General features: G+C 66.4%; 18 protein-coding genes. 11 read left to right on the plus strand and 7 right to left on the minus strand.

Annotation, left to right across the window (positions count from 1 at the left end; all coding sequences use genetic code 11):
• Positions 1-303: 303 nt before the first annotated feature.
• Together U1H99_RS16480 and U1H99_RS16485 are read left to right on the plus strand one after the other, a co-directional pair.
• Positions 304-1,191 carry a flagellin N-terminal helical domain-containing protein gene (locus U1H99_RS16480; protein ID WP_323142815.1) on the plus strand — a complete coding sequence of 296 codons (888 nt, stop codon included), beginning with the start codon at positions 304-306 and terminating at the stop codon, positions 1,189-1,191.
• 98 nt (positions 1,192-1,289) lie between these two features.
• Entirely contained in the window at positions 1,290-2,129 is an 840-nt protein-coding gene (locus tag U1H99_RS16485) for a hypothetical protein (RefSeq protein WP_323142816.1), read from the plus strand.
• Positions 2,130-2,225: 96 nt separating this feature from the next.
• On the opposite strand, the gene U1H99_RS16490 is transcribed toward U1H99_RS16485, so the two are convergent.
• Genes U1H99_RS16490 through U1H99_RS16520 form a run of 7 tightly spaced genes read right to left on the minus strand, consistent with a single transcriptional unit; the run spans position 2,226 to position 8,503 of the window.
• The gene (locus tag U1H99_RS16490; protein WP_323142817.1) at positions 2,226-4,319 is read right to left on the minus strand and encodes a flagellar biosynthesis protein FlhA; all 2,094 of its coding nucleotides are present in this window, start codon (positions 4,317-4,319) and stop codon (positions 2,226-2,228) included.
• Positions 4,316-5,458: an EscU/YscU/HrcU family type III secretion system export apparatus switch protein gene (locus U1H99_RS16495; RefSeq protein WP_323142818.1), complete on the minus strand. Its 1,143-nt coding sequence runs from the start codon at positions 5,456-5,458 to the stop codon at positions 4,316-4,318. The genes U1H99_RS16490 and U1H99_RS16495 overlap by 4 nt, the downstream gene beginning before the upstream one ends.
• Complete coding sequence (gene fliR / locus U1H99_RS16500) at positions 5,451-6,230, minus strand: flagellar biosynthetic protein FliR (RefSeq protein ID WP_323142819.1); 780 nt, start codon at positions 6,228-6,230, stop codon at positions 5,451-5,453. Before fliR ends, U1H99_RS16495 begins: the two co-directional genes overlap by 8 nt.
• A 12-nt stretch (positions 6,231-6,242) precedes the next feature.
• Positions 6,243-6,512: a flagellar biosynthesis protein FliQ gene (gene fliQ, locus U1H99_RS16505; protein WP_323142820.1), complete on the minus strand. Its 270-nt coding sequence runs from the start codon at positions 6,510-6,512 to the stop codon at positions 6,243-6,245.
• A 3-nt stretch (positions 6,513-6,515) separates the two neighbouring features.
• Positions 6,516-7,292, minus strand: a complete 777-nt coding sequence (gene fliP, locus U1H99_RS16510) for a flagellar type III secretion system pore protein FliP (protein ID WP_323142821.1) — start codon at positions 7,290-7,292, stop codon at positions 6,516-6,518.
• Positions 7,289-7,633: a FliM/FliN family flagellar motor switch protein gene (locus U1H99_RS16515; protein ID WP_323142822.1), complete on the minus strand. Its 345-nt coding sequence runs from the start codon at positions 7,631-7,633 to the stop codon at positions 7,289-7,291. Before U1H99_RS16515 ends, fliP begins: the two co-directional genes overlap by 4 nt.
• Before the next feature lie 6 nt (positions 7,634-7,639).
• Positions 7,640-8,503, minus strand: coding sequence for a FliM/FliN family flagellar motor switch protein (locus U1H99_RS16520; protein WP_323142823.1), 864 nt, complete (start codon positions 8,501-8,503; stop codon positions 7,640-7,642).
• Between the two features lie 351 nt (positions 8,504-8,854).
• Between U1H99_RS16520 and fliE the strand changes: the two genes are divergently transcribed.
• From fliE to U1H99_RS16565, 9 genes are read left to right on the plus strand one after another with little or no spacing between them, the layout of a single operon-like run.
• Positions 8,855-9,199: a flagellar hook-basal body complex protein FliE gene (gene fliE, locus U1H99_RS16525; RefSeq protein ID WP_323142824.1), complete on the plus strand. Its 345-nt coding sequence runs from the start codon at positions 8,855-8,857 to the stop codon at positions 9,197-9,199.
• Positions 9,200-9,240: 41 nt separating this feature from the next.
• Positions 9,241-10,956: a flagellar basal-body MS-ring/collar protein FliF gene (gene fliF, locus U1H99_RS16530; RefSeq protein WP_375341622.1), complete on the plus strand. Its 1,716-nt coding sequence runs from the start codon at positions 9,241-9,243 to the stop codon at positions 10,954-10,956.
• Entirely contained in the window at positions 10,937-11,959 is a 1,023-nt protein-coding gene (locus U1H99_RS16535; protein ID WP_141828275.1) for a flagellar motor switch protein FliG, read from the plus strand. The genes fliF and U1H99_RS16535 overlap by 20 nt, the downstream gene beginning before the upstream one ends.
• The gene (gene fliH / locus U1H99_RS16540; protein WP_323142825.1) at positions 11,956-12,636 is read left to right on the plus strand and encodes a flagellar assembly protein FliH; all 681 of its coding nucleotides are present in this window, start codon (positions 11,956-11,958) and stop codon (positions 12,634-12,636) included. The genes U1H99_RS16535 and fliH overlap by 4 nt, the downstream gene beginning before the upstream one ends.
• Positions 12,633-13,949 (plus strand): flagellar protein export ATPase FliI, encoded by a 1,317-nt coding sequence (gene fliI, locus U1H99_RS16545; protein ID WP_323142826.1) that lies wholly within the window; start codon positions 12,633-12,635, stop codon positions 13,947-13,949. The genes fliH and fliI overlap by 4 nt, the downstream gene beginning before the upstream one ends.
• Positions 13,946-14,395: a flagellar FliJ family protein gene (locus tag U1H99_RS16550; protein WP_323142827.1), complete on the plus strand. Its 450-nt coding sequence runs from the start codon at positions 13,946-13,948 to the stop codon at positions 14,393-14,395. The genes fliI and U1H99_RS16550 overlap by 4 nt, the downstream gene beginning before the upstream one ends.
• 14 nt (positions 14,396-14,409) lie before the next feature.
• Entirely contained in the window at positions 14,410-15,825 is a 1,416-nt protein-coding gene (gene fliD / locus U1H99_RS16555; protein ID WP_323142828.1) for a flagellar filament capping protein FliD, read from the plus strand.
• Positions 15,826-15,835: 10 nt separating this feature from the next.
• Entirely contained in the window at positions 15,836-16,225 is a 390-nt protein-coding gene (fliS, locus tag U1H99_RS16560; RefSeq protein ID WP_323142829.1) for a flagellar export chaperone FliS, read from the plus strand.
• A complete protein-coding gene (locus U1H99_RS16565; RefSeq protein WP_323142830.1) occupies positions 16,218-16,541 on the plus strand; it encodes a hypothetical protein in 324 nt (107 codons plus the stop codon). The genes fliS and U1H99_RS16565 overlap by 8 nt, the downstream gene beginning before the upstream one ends.
• The last annotated feature ends 1 nt before the right edge of the window (position 16,542 follow it).

The raw sequence follows: 16,542 nt of genomic DNA on the forward strand, positions 1-16,542 counted from the left end.
GATCGGCCGACGCTGGGGCATTCAAGAATTATAGATGTGCACTTGCCATGGGGCAAAAGATATCCGCCAAATTGTAAGTTTGTCGTGGCCACCGTTTGACACAAGGCAGGCATCTATCTGTATACAGCGTCGCAAACAGCCCTTGTCGGCCCAAACCATTGTTAAAACGTCACATCAAAAAATTTTTCAAAAAAATTTCCATGTGGAATTTAATGCCCAAGGGAAAACGGTCGTCTTGTACTTGTGAGAGCGCGACGAATCGCTGCTCCAGTGACCAACACCCAATTTTTTAGGAGCTTCACCATGCTGAGCCTTCACACCAACAACGCTTCGCTCTCCGCACAAAACTCGATCAGCACCACCCAGAAGTCGCTGTCGACCTCGATGACCCGCCTGTCGACCGGCTACCGCATCAACTCGGCAATGGACGACGCCGCCGGCCTGCAGATCGCAACCCGCCTGAAGTCGCAGACCAGCGGCATGGCCGTTGCAATGCGCAACACCCAGAATTCGGTCTCGATGATGCAGACCGCCGAAGGCGCGCTGTCCGAAGTCGGCAACATCCTGGTCCGCATGAAAGACCTGGCCACCCAGTCCGCCGACGCCTCGTCGTCGACCGACGACCAGACCGCGATGCAGGGCGAGTTCGACCAGCTGAGCAACGAACTGGGCAACATCATGGCCAACACCAAGTTCGGCGGCAGCACCCTGCTGACCGCGGGCGGCACCAGCAAGCTGAGCGCAACCGCCGGCATGACCTTCCAGATCGGCGCCGATTCGTCGGAAAAGATGACCGCCAGCTTCGCCACCGAACTGACCAACGTCCACACCGCGATCAAGAACGCAGCCGCTTCCTACAACGGCACCACCGGCGCCGCTGCCACCGCTATCGGTACCGACATCACCGGCACCAACGCCAACGCCACCATCGGCGACCTGGCCAGCGCGATCGACAGCGTCAGCGCACTGCGTTCGAAGCTGGGCGCCGTGGCCAACCGCCTGGACCACGTCTACAACAACCTGTCGAACGTCAGCTCGAACACCCAGGCCGCCGCTGGCCGCATCATGGACGTCGACTTCGCAACCGAGTCGTCGAGCATGACCTCGAACCAGATGCTGATGCAAGCCGGCACCGCGATGCTGAAGCAGACCAACAGCATGTCCTCGATGGTCATGTCGCTCCTGCAGTAATCGTTCGGCCTACGGGCACGCTCCCGCGCTGACACAGGCGGGATTTTCACGAAGGCCAGCCGCACGGTTGGCCTTTTTACTTTTACACTGTGCTCATCATGGCCAGCTTCTCCTTCCCCGCCCTGCCGCCGCTCGCGGTTCCTTCGCTGCCGCCGATGCCGGTCGGCGCCGTCACGGCCGTGGCGCCGGTGGCGCTGCTGCAGGCCGAGCTCGATGCGCTGCCGCTGCCGCAGGTGCAACCGGCGCCGGCACTGCCCGCCCCCGCCGCGGATGTGCCGGACGGTGCGGCGATGCGGCCCGACCAGGTGATCATGTCGCGCCAGCTGAACTGGCCGACGCCGGACGGCGGCACGCTCGCCAGTTCGTGGCGCGGCATGGTGCGCAACTACGGCACCCAGTTCGCCACCCGCGAGCAGCAGGCGCGCGCCGGCCAGGTGCCGGCGGCGCTCCTGCTCAGCGGCCAGCCGATCGCGGACGCACGGGTGCTGCGCCAGGCCGAACTCTTGGGCGCGCCGCAGGATGCGTGGCGCTTCACGATCCACGCCAACGGTCCCCGCGGCCAGCATTTGCGCGTGGTACAGGGCGAGCCGGAACAGCAACCGGAGCGGCGGCGCCGCCGCGCCCGCGCCGCCCTGCGCCTGGAACTGGTGCTGGCCGACGGCAGCATCGTCACGGTGCAGGCCGAGCCGGTCGCGGACGGGGTCCGCATCGAGGTGTGGGCGCAGGACAGCCGCACGCTGGAACGCATGCGCACACTGCAGCCCGAGCTGGAAGCGGCGGTGCGGCGCACCGGCTTGCGCGTGCTCGGATGGAAGTACGTCGAGATTCTGCAGGACGGGCCGGTGCATGCGCGCCTGCCGTCGGCGGAGGCGGCATCGGCCCTGAGTCTGCCCGTGTTCAGGGCGGTGGCCGAACTGGCGCTGCTGCTGCCGGCGTAGGGTGGGCACACCGTGCCCACGCGGACGTTTGCCGTATGCTGGCGTTCGCGTGGGCTCGGGGAGCCCATCCTACGTCATGTTGGTACCAGGCTCCGATCAACCGACGGTGCCGACGATCGAGACTTCGCGGTTTTCCGGGATCTCGTTATACGACAGCACGTGCAGCCCCGGCGCGAACAGGCGCGCGTAGCGTGCCAGCAGCGGACGGATCTGCGGCAGCACCAGCAGCAGCGGCGGCGTGTGCTGCTGCTTCATCTGCTCGCGCGCCACCGGCATGTTCAGCTGCAGCTGCGACAGCAGTTGCGGGTCGATCGGGTAGTTGTCCAGCGCGACCTTGCCGCCATTGGCCTGGCGTGCCTGGTTCAGCGACCCGAGCAGCATGTTTTCCAGTTCGCCGGACAGGTTAAACGCCGGCATGTCCTTCTTCTTGCCGTACAGCGTGGACACGATCTGGCGGCGCAGCGCGCAGCGCACCTCGGCCGCCAGCAGGATCGGATCCTTGGTGGTTTCCGAGCTGTCCAGCAGCGTGGTGGCGATCACCACGATGTCCTTCAACGACACGTTCTCGGCCAGCAGCACACGGAACACGCGCAGCAGCTGGGTGTGGGTAAGCGCCTTGTCGAGCGCGCCCGCCAGCTTGGGCGACAGCGCCGTCAGGCGGTCCAGCATCGCCGGCACGTCTTCGTGGCGGAACAGCTCCGCCATGTAGTCGCGCGCGACCTTCGAGGTGTGGGTCGCGATCGCGCTCGCCACCTCGACCACCTGGTAGCCCTGCCCCAGCGCGTGCGCCTTCTGGTCCGCCTCGATCCAGGTCACGGCCATGCCGAAGGCCGGCTCGATGCCCGGGATGCCATCCAGTTCGCCGTAGACGTTGGGCGAGGCGATCGCCATCAGGCAGTCGGGCTGCACTTCGCCTTCCGCCACCACGGTGCCGTTGATCGCGATCGAGTACTGGTTCGGGCGCAGCGTCAGGTCGTCGCGCACGCCGATGGCGGGGAGCAGCAGGCCCATTTGTTCGGACAGGCTCTGGCGCACGCCCATGATGCGCTTGGTGAGGGTTTCACCCTGCGCCTTGTCGAGCAGGTGCACCAGTTTGTAGCCGACCGCCACCGCGATCGGCTGCACCACCGGAAGCTGCTGCCAGTCGAGTTCCGGCGCGCGGTCGTCGCGCAGCGCCGCCTCGATCGCGGCCACGCCGGCGGTGTCCGGCGCCTTGATCTCGCGCGTCAGCTTCCAGCCGACGTAGCCGAGGGCGGCCGCGAACACCATGAAGAAGAACCACGGCATGCCCGGCACCAGGGCCAGGATGATCATCACGCCGGCGGCCGAGAACAGCACGTTCGGCTGCGCCAGCAGCTGGCCGCCGACCTGCTGCTCGAAGTCGCCCGAGTCGCTGATGCGAGTGACCAGGATCGCTGCCGCGGCCGACAGCAGCAGCGCCGGGATCTGGGCCACCAGGCCGTCGCCGATGGTCAGCAGCGCGTAGGTCTTGAAGGCTTCGCCGAACGACAGGTCGTGCATCAGGGCGCCGATCGCGACGCCGCCGATGATGTTGATCAGGAGGATCAGGATCGAGGCGATGGCGTCGCCGCGCACGAACTTCGAAGCGCCGTCCATGGCGCCGTAGAAGTCGGCTTCGTTGGCCACGTCCTTGCGCCGCTGGATCGCCTTTTCCTGGTTGATCAGGCCCGCGTTCAGGTCGGCGTCGATCGCCATCTGCTTGCCCGGCAGCGCGTCCAGCGTGAAACGCGCCGACACTTCCGAGATCCGCTCCGCGCCCTTGGTGACCACCACGAAGTTGATGATCATGAGGATCACGAAGACCACCATGCCGACCACGAAATTGCCGCCGATGACGACGTTGCCGAAGGCTTCGATCACCTGGCCGGCCGCGTGCGTGCCCTCGTGGCCGCGCAGCAGCACCACGCGGGTCGAGGCCACGTTCAGCGCCAGGCGCAGCAGCGTGGTGCCGAGGATCACGGTCGGAAAGACCGAGAAGTCCAGCGGCCGTTTCGACGACACCGAGACCAGGATGACGACCAGCGCCATCACGATGTTGAAGGTAAACAGCACGTCCAGCAGGACCGGCGGCAGCGGCAGCATGATCATCGCCAGGATGGCCAGCAGGAACGCCGGGGTGCCGTACTTCAGACGGCGCAGCTCAGCGAGCAGGCTGTTAATCATGTTCATTTAGCGGATACCTCACTCAAATGGGCCGGCACGGCCACTTCATTGGGGAACCGTGGGGGCGCCTGGCGCCGGCCTGCACGGAAAGCATTCAATTGCAGCACATAGTTCAGCACCTGCGACACCGCCTGGTACAACTGGGCGGGAATCTGCTGCTGCACCTGGCTGGTGTTGTAGATGGCGCGCGCCAGCGGCGGCAGCGAGACCGTCTCGATCTTGTGCTTGGCCGCTACCGCGCGGATGTACAGGGCCATCTCGTCGACGCCCTTGGCCACCACGAACGGCGCCTCGGCGCGGTCCGTATCGTATTTCAGCGCCACCGCATAGTGCTCGGGGTTGACGATCACCACGTCGGCCGTCGGCACGGTCTTGTTCACGCTGCGCCGTGCCAGCTGTTGCTGCAGCTGGCGGATGCGCCCTTTCACCTCGGGCTTGCCCTCGGAGCTCTTGTACTCTTCCTTCACTTCCTGCTTGCTCATGCGCTGGCCGCGCGCGAACAGGAACGCCTGCAGCGGCACGTCGATCACGGCGAAGATCAGGAACACCGCGACCAGCGACATCAGGCCGTCGAACATCATGCCGGCGCCGTGCAGCAGCGCGTCGCTCAGCGGCATGCGCTGCAGCTCGACCCAGGCGCCGCCGGCCGAGCGCACCACGTGCACCAGCACCGTCGCCAGCAGGGCCGCCTTCGCCACCGAGCTGGCGAAGGTGGTCCAGTGCTTGCCGGATGCCAGCTGGCCCAGGTTCTTCACCGGCGAGAAGCGGTCGAAGCGCGGCATCAGGTTGCTGCCCGAGACCACGAAGCCGCCCGGCACCATGCTCGACACCACGATCGCCAGCGGCACGCCCAGCAGCGGCAGCACCATCTTGACCAGCAGCGCCGCGGCGCTGCCCCATATCACCGACAGCGCGTTCTCGATCGAGCCCGCCGCGCCGAGCGGCACGTAGACCAGCCGGAACAGCACGCGGAACGATTCCAGGTAGTCCGGCAGCAGGAACACGAACAGCTTCAGGCTGGCCAGGATGCCGACCGCCGTGGCCAGGTCCTTGGAACGGACCACCTGCCCCTGCTCGCGCGCCTTTTTCAGCTTTTGGGCTGAGGCCTTTTCGGTCTTGTCGCCGCCGCTGCCACTGTCAGCCATGGGCCATCCTCATCTGCTGCTGGAGCATCTCCAGCACCTGGTTGGTCATCTGCACGTAGTGCTCGGGCACGAAGCGCACTACCTGCACCAGCATCATCAGGCCGAACAGCGTCACCAGCGAAAAGCCGAGCGAGAACAGGTTCAGCGACGGCGCCACCCGGTTCAGGAAACCGAAACCGATCTGCACCACCAGCGTCGAAAACACGATCGGCAGCGCCAGCAGGACCGCGGCCGAGAACACCCAGCCGACGTTCAGCGCCACCGTTTCCAGCAGCAACGGCCCGAAGCCGCCGGCCACCGGCCAGGCGCGGAAGCTCTGGCCCATCACGCCGGCCAGCACCAGGTGGCCGTCGATCGCGAAGAACACCAGCATCGCCACCAGCCCGAGCAGCGCGGACACCACGTCCGACTGCTGGCCGTTGACCGGGTCGTTCATCTGCGCCATCGAAAAGCCGATCTGGCTCGAGGCCAGGAAGCCCAGCATGCTCACCACCGCCATCGTCAGCTGCAGCGCCAGCCCGATCACGCCGCCGATCACGGCCTGCTCGATCATCGCGACCACGCCGGCCAGAGAGAACGGGTCCGGCATCGCCGCCACCTTGGTAATCGGCAGCATCAGGAAGGTCAGCACCACCGACAGCAGCACGCGCACCGGAATCGGCACCATGCCTTCGCCGATGACGGGGGCGGTCGACAGCATCGCCATGATGCGGCAGAACGGCCACCACAGCGCCATCAGGGTCGGCAACAGCAGGTTTGCGACTTCGAGCATCTAGCTATCCACTCAGCCCACCAGCTGGGCCGCGCGCTGGAACACGGACACGCAATAATCCATCAGCTTGCCCGTCATCCAGTGGCCGGCCAGGACCAGCGCCACCAGCGTCACCAGCAGGCGCGGCAGGAAGCTCAGGGTTTGTTCGTTGATCTGGGTCGCGGCCTGGAACAGCGCGACGATGATGCCGGCGATCAGGCCGGGCACCACCAGCACCATTACCAGCAGCATCACCAGCTGCAGGGCCTCGACGACGATGTCGACAGCGATATCAGGCGTCATGGCTCACCACCCGTGAATGCTGCCGACCAGCGTGTTGACGGTGAGGGTCCAGCCGTCGACCAGCACGAACAGCAACAGCTTGAACGGCAGCGAGATCACCAGGGGCGACAGCATCATCATGCCCATCGCCATCAGCACCGACGACACCACCAGGTCGATGATCAGGAACGGGATGAACAGCATGCAGCCGATCTGGAAGGCGCTCTTCAGCTCGGACAGCACGAAGGCCGCCATCTTGACCGTGAAGGCGCGCTGCATCGGCTGCATGTCCGCCGGTTCGCCGGCCAGGTGCGCGATCTGGTTGAGCGCGGTCTTGCTGGTCTGGGCCAGCATGAAGCGCGACAGCGGCACCTCGGCCGTCTTGAGGGCCGTCTCCAGCGAGATCTTGTCCTGGTCGTAGGGCAGGAAGGCTTGGTTCCAGACCTGCAGCCCGACCGGACGCATCACCAGCAGGGTCAGGATCAGCGCCACCCCGGTGATGATCCGGTTGGGCAGGCCCTGCTGCAGGCCGAGGGCCTGGCGCAGCAGCGACAGCACAATCACGAAGCGGGTAAAGCTGGTCATCATCATGACCATCACGGGCAGCAGCCCGAGGATGGTCATCAGGACCAGGATCTGCGACTTGACCGTCAGGCCGCTGGTGGAACCGGGGATGATGCCGGGCAGGACGTCCTGTCCGGCCGGGGCGGCCCAGACGCTGCCAGCGGCGGCAAATAGGAAAACGCCGGCAATGGCCGGCGTCCAGCGGCGCACACCAGCGCCGCCCTGCTTGAACGTCATGGTGCGATCAGGTCCAGGTTGAGGCCGTCGAGGTCGATGACCTTCAGGCCGTACTGCTCGCCCGCGACCACCACTTCGGCGCGGCCGATGGCGGCGCCGTTCACTTTGATCACCAGCGGCTCGCCGGCCAGGGCGTCGAGCGGAATCACGCTGGCCGGGCCGATGGCCATCAGTTCCTGCAGCGAGATGCGGGCCGAACCCACTTCCAGCGTCAGGGTCACCGGGATGCGGCGCATCATTTGCGGCAGGCGCGCCGATGGCGCGGTGGCCACCGGAGCGGCGTCGTCGGCCAGGTCGTCGATGATGATGTCGCCGCCGGCGAATTGATCGTTCAGGTTCATATTGGGTTACTCGGCATCTTCAAATGAGGTTAAACACAGCTTTCCCTTGCTCTCGGCAACCGCGGCGGTGAACAGCCGCGCTTCGTCGAGCAACACGTCGGCCCGGCCCATGCTGACCGGGATGACGTCACCCACCTTCAAGTCGAACAGCGCGCCCAGGGTGATTTCCTTGCTCACCAGGCGGCCGTCGAGCTTGACCTGCAGTTTAGTCGCCAGCGGTTCGCTGGGACCACGCGCAGCGCGCGGGCGCGGCTGCTCCGGGCGCAGGCTGCCCAGAATTGTTGCCATCAAGGCTTGATCGGGCGCAATCCAGAACTCGCCGGCGACGTCGGCGGCGTCGCGCACCACGACCCGCACGGCCCAGTTGGTCGCTCCCGGCATGGTCGCAGTGGCAACAGCATTCGCCGGTACCGGCTGTGGCGCGACTTCCATTGCCGTACTGACAGCGACGCGTCCATACAACACGTCGATCATCTGTTGCGTCAGTACGACGCTAAGACGGTCTTCGGTGGCGGTCACGCGCTCGCCCTGACGCTCTTTTTGTCCCTGCTGAGTTGCGCCGGCACCACGGCCACCGTAGCGCCGTTCCAACAGTGTCAGCAATAAACCACGGTCAAATGCCACCGAAACCGTCCCCAGAAGGCCGGTCGCGGACATCCAGCGCAGGCTGTCGAGCTGCGGCGCACGCCCGAATTCGACGGTTTCCAGGCGCCAGCCGGCCCAGTAGCGGCGCGCGCTGCCCTGCATCAGGGCCTCGAGGTCATCCTGCAGACGGACTGCAAACTGGGGCAGCAGATGCACCGGACGCCCCAGGAGACGGGGATCGAGCACGGGATGCTGTTCGGCGTTGGCTGTGTTAACGATCGGCATTTTAGAATTAACATTTTACTAATCGGGAATGCTTTCTTTTCATTCCCCTGGGCAACAATTATACCTGCTAAATTGTGTCGCGTCGTTTGCGAATCCGCTTTGATTTCGCCATTGCCGTACGGTAAGATGCTCACATCTGATGCAGATTTCTCGAAATTGACTGAGTGTCACCTAAATACATGTGGCTGTTTCTTCCACATGGCGAGGATACCCGGTTTCTGCCACGCCCCTGCAGATTTAACAATTTCTTCAAAGCAATTAACTTTGACCGGTAGTGACACTAAGCAACACTGTCAAATTTCTACCGCGCACCTACCAATACACATCACTTGATCATGGAGTGGGAACACGATGGGAACTGAACTTGCCGGTCTGATCCGGGCCGACCTGGCGGCACTGACCAACGATGCCAGCCGCCTGGCGGTGGCGCCGTCGATCGACGCTGCCCAGCTTGGCCAGGCGAATGCCAATGGCGGCTCGTCCTTTACGCAGAGCATGAAGGATGCGATCGCCGGCGTCGACCAGGAACAGCGCGTCGCCGGCGACAAGATGGCCGCGGTCGACAGCGGCAAGAGCGACGACCTGGTCGGCGCCATGCTGTCGTCGCAACAGGCGAACCTGTCCTTTTCGATGCTGATGCAAGTCCGCAATAAAGTCATGGGCGCCGTCGACGAGCTGCTCAAGCTCCCAGTTTGATCAAGTTCATTGATCAAGCTTAATCACCCAGGAATCGAAACGTGATCGCTGCATTAAAGTCCGCCATCGCCGGCAAGCGCCTCGCGCTCCCACCCGCGTTCTCCAGGAACCTGACCCCGATGCTGGTCCTCGCCCTCGGCGTGACCGCCGCGGTGATGCTCTACATGTGGAACGACCAGTCGAGCTACAAGCCGGTGTTCGGCGCCAGCGAGAAGGTCGCCGCCGCCGACATGATGGGCGTGCTCGAAGCCGAGCACGTGCCCTACCGCGTGCATCCGCAGTCCGGCCAGGTGCTGGTGCCCTCTTCCCAGCTCGGCAAGGTGCGCATGCTGCTGGCCGCCAAAGGCGTGACCGCGCAGCTGCCGGCCGGCCTCGAGCTGATGGACAAGAACGACCCGCTGGGCGTGTCGCAGTTCGTGCAGGACGTGCGCTTCCGCCGCGGCCTGGAGGGTGAGCTGTCGCAATCGATCCTCACCATGGATGCGATCGCCTCGGCACGCGTGCACCTGGCGATCGCCAAGTCGACCTCCTTCGTCGCCAGCGACGGCGACAAGTCGTCGGCCTCGGTGGTGGTGGCGGTGAAGCCGGGCCGCACCCTGTCCAACGAACAGATCGCGGCGATCGTGAACCTGGTGTCGGGCAGCGTGGCCAGCCTGGCCCCTAGCCGCGTATCGCTGGTCGACCAGAACGGCAACTACCTGTCCTCGCGCGTCGACCTGAGCGAAGGCTTCGACGGCGCGGCCCAGGCCGACAGCGCCGCCAAGCGCTTCCAGGACGAGGTGCGCACCAACGTCAACGAACTGCTCGGCCCGGTGCTGGGTGCCGACAACTTCAAGGTCAGCGTAACCGCCGACGTCGACAACGACAAGATCGAGGAAACCCAGGAGAAGTACGGCGAAGCCCCGAAGGTGACCAGCGAGGCGATGCGCGAAGAGATGGACAGGAACCGCATGGCGCTGGGCGTGCCAGGCACCCTGTCGAACCGTCCGCCGGCCGCTGCGGCGCCGGAAGGCGGCGCGGCGGCGGCGGGCACCGATCCGAACGCCGCGCCCAAGCAGGACGACGGCAGCAACCGCAAGAACGCGACCACCCGCCAGTACGCCTACGACCGCGCCATCACCCAGATCAAGCGCGCGCGCGGCCGCCTGAAGAAGCTGTCGGTGGCGGTGGTGCTGAACAACGCCAAGGCGGCCACGCCGAAGACCGGCTGGACGCCGGCCGAGATCGCCAACATCGAGAAGATCCTGCGCGGCGGCCTGGGCATCGACACCCAGCGCGGCGACGTGCTGGCGGTGTCGGCCCTGAGCTTCCCGGCAGCGGCCCCGATCGAGCCGTGGTACCAGCAGCGCGACAACGTGGTCGACATGACCGGTTGGGCGATGTACGCGATCGGCGCCATCCTGGGCTGGTTCCTGGTCCTGCGTCCGCTGATGCGTGCGCTGACCCAGCGCGTGCTGCCGCAAGGCGCCGCTGCCCCGCAACTGGCGGGCGCGGCCGGCACCCCGGCCCTGGCCGGCGGCGCGGCGGCCGGTGCGCTGGCTGCCCCGGCGGCAGCCGGTGGCGCGGCGGCCACCCCGGCGCTGGGCGGCACGCTGCCGGTCCAGCCGCTGCTCGAAAACTATGATTTGCCCCCGGCCGGTTCGGCCGTGGATGTGATGGTCGACCATCTGAAGGTCCTTGCAGGCAAGGAGCCGGAGCGGGTCGCGGAAGTGGTCAAACAATGGGTGCAGAAGAAAAATGCCGGAACTGAACAGTAACGATATGCAGGAAGTCGCTCTCACTCCGGTCGAACAGGCCGCCATCGTACTGCTGTCGATCGGCGAAGAGCCGGCCGCGGCGGTCCTGCGCTGCCTCGAGCGCGAAGAACTGATCGAGCTGACCCAGGTGATGTCGCGGATGAGCGGCATCAAGGTCGACGCCGTCAAGAACGCGGCGCAGAAGTTCTTCGACGACTACCGCCAGCAAAGCGGCCTGCACGGCGCCTCGCGCAGCTACCTGAAGCGCTCGCTCGACCTGGCGCTGGGCAGCGAGATCGCCAACTCGGTCCTGAACACGATCTATGGCGACGCCATCCGCCCGATGATGGCGCGCCTGCAGTACGCCTCGCCCAAGTGGCTGGCCGAATACATCGCCAACGAGCACGTGCAGATGCAGGCTGTGTTCCTGGCCTTCCTGCCGGCCGCGCTGGCCGGCCAGATCATCGACGCGCTGCCGGAAGAAGGCCGCGAACTGGTGCTGCTGAACCTGGCGCGCCTGGAAGAGATCGACCGCGACCTGCTGGCCGAGCTGGAAGAGCTGGTGCAGCGCTGCCTGTCCGCGCTCGACACCCAGAGCTCGACGGTCGAAGGCGTGCGCCAGGCCGCCGAGATCCTGAACCGCCTGCCGACCAACCGCGGCACGATGGTCGAGCTGCTGCGCGCCCACGATCCGGAGGTGGTCTCGAAGATCGAGATGTCGATGTACGACTTCTTCATCCTGTCGAAACAGACCGAGCAGACCATCTCGCGCCTGCTCGACGAGATCCCGCTGGAGCAGTGGGCGATCGCACTCAAGGGTGCCGAGCCGGCCCTGCGCGACGCCCTGCTGGGCGCGATGCCGAAGCGCCAGGCCCAGAGCTTCGAGGACCTGATGCGCCGTTCCGGCCCGGTGCCGATGTCGCGCATCGAGCAGACCCGCCGTGAGATCATGGCCTCGGTCAAGGAGCTGGTCGACAACGGTGAGATCGAAGTGCAGCTGTTTGCCGAGGCGACCGCGGAATGAAGCAGTTCCGGCCTTATCACTTCCCGCCGCTGTCGCAGTACATCGCTGCGAGCGGCGCCACGGCATCCTCGGCCAATGCGGGCGAGGACTGGCAGGGCGCGGTCGCCGACGGCTTCCGCCAGGGCCAGCGCGACGGCTACGACGTCGGCCTCGAACAGGGCCGCACCGAGGGCCTGGAATCCGGCCACGCCGAGGGACTGGCGCGCGGCTACGAGGAAGGCCGCCAGCAGGCGCTGGCCGAGATCGAGGCGGCGCTCAAGCCGGTCGACGCCATGCTGCGCGGCCTGAAGAAGCTGAAGACCGAATACCGCAATGCCCAGCGCAACGAAGTGGTCGACCTGGTCGGCAAGATCGCGCGCCAGGTGATCCGCGCCGAACTGGCGCTGCAGCCGGTGCAGATGCTGGCGCTGGTCGACGAGGCGCTGGCCGGCATGCCGCCGACCCGCGACGAGGTCGAGGTGCTGCTCAATCCGGAAGAACTCAAGCGCATCCAGGAACTCGATCCGAAGCGTGCCAAGAAATGGAACCTGATGGCCGACCCGAGCCTGGTGCCGGGCGAATGCCGCGTGCGCGCCGGCGACCACGAAGTCGATGCCGGCTGCCAGAACCGCCTGGCCGCCTGCATGGAGCAGGTGCGCGAGGGCTTGAGCGCCGCCGATCCGAAAGGTGACGAATGAGCACGCTCGCCGAAACCCTGCGTTCGCTCGACATCGGCGCGGTGCCGGTGGCGGTGCCGACCGGCCGCCTGGTCGCGGTGCAGGGCCTGCTGCTGGAAAGCGTCGGCTGCAAGCTGCACACCGGCCAGCGCTGCCGCGTCGAGACCGTCGACGGCGGCTGGCTCGACGCCCAGGTGGTGGGCTTCCGCGACAAGGTGACCTACCTGATGCCGTTCAAGAAGGCGGACGGCCTGGTCACCGGCGCGCGCGTGCTGCCGGCCACCGGCCCGTCCAGCATCCAGATCGGCCCGTCGTGGATGGGCCGCATGGTGAACGGCCTGGGTGAGCCGATCGACGGCCTGGGCCGCCTCGGCGGCGACCAGACCCTGTCGACCACGCCGCCCAAGGTCAATCCGCTGCGCAAGGCGCCGGTGGAAGAGCCGCTGGACGTCGGCGTGCGCGCGATCAATTCGATGCTCACGATCGGCAAGGGCCAGCGCGTCGGCCTGATGGCCGGTTCCGGTGTCGGCAAGTCGGTGCTGCTCGGCCTGATCACGCGCCAGACCGTGGCCGACGTGATCGTCGTCGGCCTGATCGGCGAGCGTAACCGCGAGGTGCGCGAATTCGTCGAGAAGTCGCTCGGACCGGAAGGCCTGAAGCGCGCGGTGGTGGTGGTGGCGCCGGCCGACGAATCGCCGATGATGCGCGTCATGGCGACCGAAATGTGCCACTCGATCGCGGCCCACTTCCGCGACCGCGGCCAGAACGTGCTGCTGCTGTGCGATTCGCTGACCCGCTATGCGATGGCGTTGCGCGAAGTGGCGCTGTCGCTGGGCGAACCGCCGGCCACGCGCGGCTATCCGCCGTCGGTGTTCTCGAACCTGCCGCAGCTGTGCGAATCGGCCGGCAACGGCGAGAACGCCAACGGCAGCATGAGTGCCATCTATACGGTGCTGGCCGAAGGCGACGACCAGCAGGACCCGGTCGTCGACAGCGCGCGCGCCATCCTCGACGGCCACATCGTGCTGACGCGCGAACTGGCCGAGCGCGGCCACTACCCGGCGATCGACGTCGCCCAGTCGATCAGCCGCTGCATGGCGCAGGTGGTCGGCCCCGAGCATGCGCAGGCCGCGCGCAAGCTGAAGGCGGCGATGGCCAAGCATGCGCGCGTGCGCGACCTGATCCCGCTCGGCGCCTACCAGCCGGGCGCCGATCCGGAGACCGACCGCGCCGTCAAGCTGCATCCGCACATCGAAGCCTTCCTGTGCCAGGGCACGCGCGAAGACGCGCCGCTGGCACCGTCGGTCGAGCAGCTGAAAGCGATGATGGCATGAGCAAGATGAATACGATCGAGAGCCTGGGCACGCTGGTGCGCCTGCGCAGCACCGAAGTCGAGCGCCTGCAGGCCGATCTCGCCAAGCAGGAAGCGACGCGCGTGCGCTTCCAGAACAGCGTCGACCGGTTGACCGAACTGGCTGTCGGCAGCGGCGCATCGGGCCAATCCGCCGGCGCGCTGTCGCCGGTGCTGGCGGCCAACTGCGGCAACTACAAGCAGGCCGTGTTCGCGCTGGCGGACACCCACCGCACCGACCTGCACCTGATCGAGGCCAACATGGCGGTCTCGCAGGGCAGGCTGACGCAAGCCTGGACCCGGCGCGAACTGCTCGGCAAGGTGCTGGCCCAGCAGGAAGCCGCGTTCGCCCGCGAACAGGACCGCGCGCAGCGCAAGCGCGAAGACGAAATCGCCACGCAATCGTGGCTGGCCGGACGGGCCGACTAACCAAAGGAACAGACATGGCATCAACGATTACCGCACCGGCTTACGACCCGACCACCACCGCGCAGGCGCTGGCGGAAAAGTCCACCGCGACCCTGCAGGCCAAGATCCAGACCGACACCACGACCACGACCGCGACCGCCAAGGCGCTGTCGACCCTGAGCTCGGCCATCTCCGCCTTCCAGGGCAGCCTGAGCACGCTGACCGGCCTGGGCAAGTCGGTGCTGGCGCAGAGCGCCACCCTGTCCGACACCAGCATCGCCAGCGCCAGCGCCAAGTCGAGCGCCGCCTCCGGCACCTACAGCCTGTTCGTGAAGCAGGTCGCGACCGCCGGCCAGGTCTCGTACAACGGCCTGGCCGATGGCGCCACCCTCGGCGGCACGCTGAAGGTCAAGCTGCAGGACGAGAACTCGACCACCGCCACCCCGCTCACCTTCGACGTCGACCTGTCTGCCGCGAATGCCGACACCGACAAGGACGGCGTGCTGAGCGTGCGCGAACTGGCATCCGCGATCAACCGTTCCTCCGGCAATGCCGGCCAGGTATCGGCAGGCGTGGTCACCATCGGCACCGAGACCCGCCTGGTGCTGACCTCGAAGAACACCGGCGTCGCCAACACCATCTCGCTCGACCCCTCGGGCGCGACCGGTTCCAGCCTGCAGACCGGCCTGGCCACCAGCAACCGCACCATGGTGACCGCGGCCCAGGATGCGATCGTCATGCTGGGCGGCGAGAACGGCACCGCGATCAAGCAGTCCTCGAACACCTTCACCAACATCGACGGCGTGTCGTTCACGGTCAGCAAGGCCCAGAGCACGGGCAGCACGCCGGTCACGCTGACGGTCTCGGGCGACAGCAACGGCACCACCAAGAACGTGCAGTCCTTCGTCGACGCCTACAACAAGCTCAAGAGCGCGATCGACAGCCTGGTCGACGCCGGCGATCCGGCCAACAAGGTCAGCGCCGGCGCCTTCGCGCACGACGCCGGCGTCTCGGCCCTGCAGAGCCGCCTGGTGTCGCTGATGCGCCCGCTCGGCGCCACCTCGCTGGCCAGCTACGGCATCACCGCCAACCGGGACGGCTCGCTGAGCCTGGATTCGGCACGCCTGACCAAGCAGCTGGCGGTCGACCCGACCGGCCTCGACAAGCTGCTCGGTTCGGCCAGCATCAGCAATCCGAGCGGCGTCGCCGGTTCCCTGAACACTTACCTGAACCAGTGGAGCAACAGCGCCACCGGCCAGATCAAGACGCGCACCGACGCCAACAACGCCCTGTCGGCGACCCTGACCAAGCGCCAGGCCGACCTCGACACGATGTACAACTCGGCCTACTCGCGCTACCTGAAGCAATACACCGACCTGCAAGCGCTGCAGTCGACGATGAACTCCAACCTTTCCATGTTCGACGCACTGTTCAGCAGCGACAAGTCCTGAGAGAGCAACCATGTCCTATCAAGAAGCCTACGCCAGCTATCACTCCACCAGCCTGGATGCGCAGACCTCGCGCGCCTCGCCCATCGAACTCGTCCTGCTGCTGACCGACGGCCTGCTCGACGAACTGGCGCGCGCGCGCGCCCACATCGTCGCCAAGCGCTACGAGCCGCGCGCGGCCAGCATCAACAAGTGCGTCGACATCATCAACGGCCTGTCCAGCTCCCTCGATTTCGAGAGCGGCGGCCAGGTCGTGGCCAACCTGGCCAACCTGTATGACTTCTGCGCGCGCCACCTGCATGGCGCCGGCATCAAGCAGGACCCGGCCATGATCGACGAAGTCGTGAAGATCATGACCACGATCCGCCAGGGCTGGCATGGCGTCCAGGCGCGCAATGGCTGAGCTGCGCCAGGCCCAGCTGCTGCGCATGGGCGACGCGCTGCGCACCGCCGCCGCCGGCGCCGACTGGGCGCGGCTCGGGGAACACGTGAACGCGCTGGCGCCGCAATTGCAGGCGCTGGCCGCACGCGGTCCGTGGAGCGCGGCCGAGCGCCAGGCCCTGCAGCGCCTGCGCACGGCCCACGACGCCGCCCTCGAGGCCACCGCCGTGGCCTCCGGCGCGCTGGCAGCCCGCCTGGAGCAACTTCGTAACAACAAAGACGGCTGGGCCGCGTATGCGATGCACAGCGACACCGAATCAGGCATGAGCCAGGGATGAG

This window comes from Massilia phyllosphaerae, assembly GCF_034659755.1.
GTDB lineage: Bacteria > Pseudomonadota > Gammaproteobacteria > Burkholderiales > Burkholderiaceae_D > Telluria > Telluria phyllosphaerae.

Coding starts and splice junctions, on each gene's coding strand:
- U1H99_RS16535 (WP_141828275.1), top strand. CDS start 10,937: ATGCCGGAACTGAACAGTAACGATATGCAGGAAGTCGCTCTCACTCCG.
- fliE (WP_323142824.1), top strand. CDS start 8,855: ATGGGAACTGAACTTGCCGGTCTGATCCGGGCCGACCTGGCGGCACTG.
- U1H99_RS16490 (WP_323142817.1), bottom strand. CDS start 4,319: ATGAACATGATTAACAGCCTGCTCGCTGAGCTGCGCCGTCTGAAGTAC.
- fliD (WP_323142828.1), top strand. CDS start 14,410: ATGGCATCAACGATTACCGCACCGGCTTACGACCCGACCACCACCGCG.
- U1H99_RS16485 (WP_323142816.1), top strand. CDS start 1,290: ATGGCCAGCTTCTCCTTCCCCGCCCTGCCGCCGCTCGCGGTTCCTTCG.
- U1H99_RS16515 (WP_323142822.1), bottom strand. CDS start 7,633: ATGAACCTGAACGATCAATTCGCCGGCGGCGACATCATCATCGACGAC.
- fliH (WP_323142825.1), top strand. CDS start 11,956: ATGAAGCAGTTCCGGCCTTATCACTTCCCGCCGCTGTCGCAGTACATC.
- fliS (WP_323142829.1), top strand. CDS start 15,836: ATGTCCTATCAAGAAGCCTACGCCAGCTATCACTCCACCAGCCTGGAT.
- fliI (WP_323142826.1), top strand. CDS start 12,633: ATGAGCACGCTCGCCGAAACCCTGCGTTCGCTCGACATCGGCGCGGTG.
- fliP (WP_323142821.1), bottom strand. CDS start 7,292: ATGACGTTCAAGCAGGGCGGCGCTGGTGTGCGCCGCTGGACGCCGGCC.
- fliQ (WP_323142820.1), bottom strand. CDS start 6,512: ATGACGCCTGATATCGCTGTCGACATCGTCGTCGAGGCCCTGCAGCTG.
- U1H99_RS16495 (WP_323142818.1), bottom strand. CDS start 5,458: ATGGCTGACAGTGGCAGCGGCGGCGACAAGACCGAAAAGGCCTCAGCC.
- U1H99_RS16520 (WP_323142823.1), bottom strand. CDS start 8,503: ATGCCGATCGTTAACACAGCCAACGCCGAACAGCATCCCGTGCTCGAT.
- U1H99_RS16550 (WP_323142827.1), top strand. CDS start 13,946: ATGAGCAAGATGAATACGATCGAGAGCCTGGGCACGCTGGTGCGCCTG.
- fliR (WP_323142819.1), bottom strand. CDS start 6,230: ATGCTCGAAGTCGCAAACCTGCTGTTGCCGACCCTGATGGCGCTGTGG.
- U1H99_RS16480 (WP_323142815.1), top strand. CDS start 304: ATGCTGAGCCTTCACACCAACAACGCTTCGCTCTCCGCACAAAACTCG.
- U1H99_RS16565 (WP_323142830.1), top strand. CDS start 16,218: ATGGCTGAGCTGCGCCAGGCCCAGCTGCTGCGCATGGGCGACGCGCTG.